This is a genomic window from Geminicoccus flavidas (assembly GCF_009806515.1).
In the GTDB taxonomy this organism is placed as follows: Bacteria; Pseudomonadota; Alphaproteobacteria; order Geminicoccales; family Geminicoccaceae; genus Geminicoccus; species Geminicoccus flavidus.
The window spans coordinates 1-1,872 of sequence record NZ_WUJP01000616.1; the positions used below are offsets into that span (position 1 = coordinate 1).

Annotated in this window: 2 protein-coding genes; both read left to right on the forward strand. The window is 70.1% G+C overall.

Translation table 11 applies throughout. The annotated features are described in order from the left end of the window. Positions 1-543, forward strand: a 543-nt coding sequence (locus EQG76_RS17425) for a radical SAM protein (RefSeq protein WP_159715664.1), incomplete at its 5' end; no start/stop codon positions are given. Between the two features lie 169 nt (positions 544-712). Beyond that, positions 713-1,872 (forward strand): adenylate/guanylate cyclase domain-containing protein (locus EQG76_RS17430; RefSeq protein WP_321573477.1); only part of this gene is annotated, 1,160 nt, incomplete at its 3' end.

Sequence of the window (1,872 nt, forward strand, 5' to 3'; positions counted from 1 at the left end):
GAGCCACGGCTGATGCCGCATCTGCACCTGTCGCTCCAGGCCGGCGACACGATGGTGCTGAAGCGGATGAAGCGGCGCCATTCGCGCGATGACGTGCTGGCGCTCGCCAGCCGGCTGCGCGCCCTGCGCCCGGACCTGGTGTTCGGCGCCGACATCATCGCGGGCTTCCCGACCGAGACCGACGCGATGTTCGAGAACACCCGCCGGATCGTGGCGGAGGCCGGGCTCACCTGGCTGCACGTCTTCCCCTACAGCCCGCGCCAGAACACGCCGGCAGCGCGGATGCCGCAGGTCGACCCGATGCTGCGCAAAGAGCGCGCGGCGGTCCTGCGCGCCGAGGGAGCAGAGGCGGTGGCGCGCTTCTATGCCAGCGAGCAGGGCCGGGTGCGCGAACTGCTGATCGAGCGCGGCGGAGCTGGGCACACCCGGCACTTCGCGCCGGTGAAGCTCGCGGCCAATGACGACCTGGCGGCGGGCACGCTGATCGACGTGCGCATTACCGGGGTGGACGGGCAGGTGCTGCTGGGCGAGCGGGCGGCCTGATCGGCGCTCCTCGCATGCGGGCCACCCCGGGCTTGGTGGGCCGCCGGGATATATCGTCGCAGGGCGACGGACGGGCTATCATCCGCGACACCGCTGGACGGCGGCTGTGCCGGGTGGTGCGGCACGGCCGTGACAGGCGCGGTTGGGCTGTCCGGGGAGAGAGCAGGCGATGGCGGAGGCGCGGCTGGAGCGGCGGCTGGCGGCCATCCTGGCGGCGGACGTCGCCGGCTACAGCCGGCTCATGGAGCGCGACGAGGTCGGCACGTTCGGGCGGCTGAAGCGGCTGCGCCAGGAATTGGTCGAGCCAGTCCTGGCCCGGCACGGTGGACGGGTCGTCGACCTGAAGGGCGACGGCGCCATCATCGAGTTCGGCAGTGCGGTAGATGCGGTCGAGGCTGCGGTGGCGGTCCAGCAGGCAATGGGAGAGCAGGACCCGGACCTGCCGGAGGAGCAGCGAATCCGCTACCGGATCGGGATCAACCTGGGCGACGTCATCGTCGAGGACGGCACCATCTACGGCGACGGCGTCAACGTCGCGGCCCGGATCGAAGCCTTGTGCGAGCCAGGGGGCGTGTGGTTGTCGCGCAGCGTCTACAACGCGGTCCGGGGCAAGCTCGCCCTGCCGCTGGTGCCGACGGGGCTGCACCGGCTCAAGAACATCAGCGAGCCGGTGGAGATGTTCCGGGTGGCCCTGGGGCCGGGTCCTGCCGCCACACTGCCCCTGCCCGACAAGCCCTCCATCGCGGTCCTGCCGTTCACGAACATGAGCGGCGACCCCGAGCAGGACTATTTCGCCGACGGCCTGGTGGAGGACATCACCACCGCACTCAGCCGCGTGCGGTCCTTCTTCGTGATCGCCCGCAATTCGAGCTTCACCTACAAGAACCGGACGGTGGACGTGCGGCAGGTGTCGCGCGAGCTGGGGGTGCGCTACGTCCTCGAAGGCAGCATCCGCAAGTCGGGTGCGCGGGTCCGCATCGTCGGACAGCTCATCGACGCGACCACCGGGCACCATGTCTGGGCCGACCGCTTCGACGGCGACCTGAGCGACATCTTCGACCTGCAGGACCGGATCACCGAAAGCGTGGTGGGTGCGGTCGAGCCGAGCATCCGGCTGGAGGAGATCCGGCAGGCCCGCACCAAGCCCACAGAGTACATCACCGCCTACGACCTCTACCTCCGCGCCCTGCCGGGCTTCTACAGCATGACCGCCGAAGGGTTCGCCGAGGTGCGCCGCCTCACCAACGAGGCGCTGAGCATCGATCCGGGCTTCACCCTGCCCAAGGCGCTGGGCGCCTATATCCGCAGCATCTCGGTGAGCCAGTGCTG